2 protein-coding genes are annotated in these 2,655 nt (G+C 65.2%); both read left to right on the forward strand.

Going from position 1 to position 2,655, the window contains the following annotated elements; genetic code table 11:
• The first annotated feature begins 96 nt into the window (after window positions 1-96).
• Complete coding sequence (locus WDA27_15320) at window positions 97-1,521, forward strand: carotenoid oxygenase family protein (protein MFA5892295.1); 1,425 nt, start codon at window positions 97-99, stop codon at window positions 1,519-1,521.
• Window positions 1,522-1,697: 176 nt separating this feature from the next.
• Window positions 1,698-2,600, forward strand: a complete 903-nt coding sequence (locus WDA27_15325; GenBank protein ID MFA5892296.1) for a catalase family peroxidase — start codon at window positions 1,698-1,700, stop codon at window positions 2,598-2,600.
• Window positions 2,601-2,655: the final 55 nt, after the last annotated feature.

Consider the following 2,655-nt stretch of genomic DNA (forward strand, 5'->3'; position numbering starts at 1 on the left):
CTTCGCGGGAAGGACGTGCTGGTCGACGAATAACGCGCCACCTGCTAGCCATGTGATTGACGCTTCGTTTGCGCTTGGTGGTGCAGGGTGACGGCCATGACAGGGTCAGACCGGGCGTCGTATGCGGGTGGGTTTGCCGATCTCGACGATGAGGTCGGGCCGCTCTCATTGCCGCTGCAGGGGGAGTTCCCCGCGTGGCTCTCGGGGGCGCTGCTGCGCACCGGTCCTGCTAAGTTCAACGTCGGCAGCACCACGGTGAACCACTGGTTCGACGGCCTCGCCATGCTGCACCGGTTCAGCTTCGCCGACGGAGCGGTGAGCTACACCAACCGCTTCCTGCGTGCCGACAGCTATTGCGAGGCCGCGGTCAAGGGCTCGCTGGCGCGCGGCGAGTTCGCGACCGATCCGTGCCGAACGCTGTTCCAGCGCGTCGCCGCCGTTTTCTCTCCGCACCTCACCGACAACTGCAACGTCAATGTCGATGTGTTCGGCGGGCAGACCGTGGCGCTCACCGAGACGACGCTACCGGTGCGCTTCGACGCCGAAACGCTGCAGACGCTCGGCCACTATGCGGCGAGCGCCGAGGTCGGCGGGATGGTGTCGATCGCGCACCCGCACCATGACGCCGCGCGCGGCTGCCGTTTCAGCTACGTGGTCGCCTTTGGGCGGAAGTCACACTACCGGCTCTTCGCCATACCCGACGATGGCGCGCCCGAGCGCGTTGTCGCCGAGATGCCGGTCGACAAGCCGGCCTACATGCATTCGTTCGCGATGACCGAGCGCTATCTCGTGCTGACGGAATTTCCCCTCGTCGTCGATCCGCTGCGGCTGATGGTGGCGGCGGCGCCGTTCATCCGCAACTATCGTTGGGTGCCCGAGCGCGGTCTGCGGTTTCACGTGTTCGACAAGGACAGCGGCGCGCTCGTGGCTTCCAAGACGGCCGACGCGGCCTTCGCCTTCCATCACGTCAACGCCTACGAGGAAGGCTCCGATCTCATCATTGACGTCATCACCTATGACGACGCTGGCATCATCAACCAGCTCTATCTGTCACATTTGCGCGCCGGCGAAACCGTCAACGCCACCGGCCGCTTGACACGTTGCATCGTTCCGCTTGGTGACGAGGAGCCCATCGAAACCGTGCCGCTCGTTGACGAGATGATCGAGCTGCCGCGCATCGACTATGACCGCTGCGCCGGCCGGCCATATCGCTTCGTGTGGGGCGCGGGGCGAACGGCGGGTGGTGACTTCCTCGACAGCATCGTGCGCATCGACGTGGCCAGCCGCGCGGCGCGGACATGGTCCGCGGACGGCTGCTACCCCGGCGAGCCGGTGTTCGTTGCCCACCCGGGCGCTGCCGAGGAGGGCGAGGGCGTGCTTCTCTCGGTCGTCCTCGATGCGCGCCGCGGGGCCTCGTTCCTGCTCGTGCTCGATGCCCATTCGCTTGCCGAAATCGCCCGAGCCGAGTGTCCGCACCACATCCCCTTCAGCTTCCACGGCAACTTCTTCGCGACAGTGTAGGAGCTGCGACATCCGGGCACGTTCGACGTTGACACGAACACGTCCGGGGCAACGAATAGGTCTGGGTAGCCGACGTCCGGGGAGGCGGGCGGCAAGGGATCAGGGAGACATCGATGGGATCGCTACGACTGCTCGGATGCGGTGCGCTTGCACTTGGATTGGTCTGCGTGCCGGCGATGGCGCAGGAGGCCCAGCCGGAAGATCTCGTCAACGCGTTGAACGGGGTCTTCGGCGTCCACGCCAAAATGCGTGCGGCACACACGAAGGGTATTTGCGTCAAAGGTAACTTCACCCCAGCGGCCGAGGCTGCGGCATTGAGTAAGTCGCCCGTGTTCGCGGCCCCGGTGCCGCTCGTCGGTCGTTTTTCGCTCGGCGGCGGCAACCCGATGGCCTCCGACGCCCAGAAGGACAACGTGCGCGGCATCGCCATGCACTTCCAGCTCCCTGACGGCGGCACCTCCGATCTGCTGCTGATCTCGGCGCCCGTTTTTGTGGCGAAGAGCCCGGAAGAGTTCGTCGAGCTATTGAAGACCGTCGCCACGAAGGACCAAGACAAGATCGGCGCCTTCTTCGCGGCGCATCCGGGCTCGACGCGTCAGGGTGCCTGGCTCAAGGCGCGGCCGACGCCGGCGAGCTACGCCACCGCCGATTATTTCGGGGTGCATACGTTCACGCTGACCAACGCCAAGGGTGATCGCCAGCCGATCAAGTGGAAGGCGGAGCCGGCCGGTGGCTTTGTCGGCCTCTCCGACGCCGAGGCCGAGGGCAAAGGCAAGGACTTCTACGCGGGCGAGTTGAACGACCGCTTTGCCAAGGGGCCGGTGGACTACAACCTGTTCGCCGTCATCGGACAGCCCGGCGATCAGGACGACGATCCGACGTCCGAGTGGCCGGCCGACCGCAAGAGCGTGAAGATGGGCGTTATCTCAATCACCGGCCTGGAGCCGGCCGAATCCTGCGACGTCGGCATCTTCGATCCGAACAATCTGGCCGACGGCGTCGAGCCGTCGAAGAACGACAAAATCCTGCCCATGCGTTCGCAGGATTACGCCGTCTCGTTCGGCCGCCGCACGCAATAACGGAAGGCTACTTCGACCTTCTCCCTCCCCTTTGATGGGGAGGGAGTTCAAAGCG

It is taken from the genome of Actinomycetota bacterium (assembly GCA_041658565.1).
Classification (GTDB): Bacteria; Actinomycetota; AC-67; order AC-67; family AC-67; genus JBAZZY01.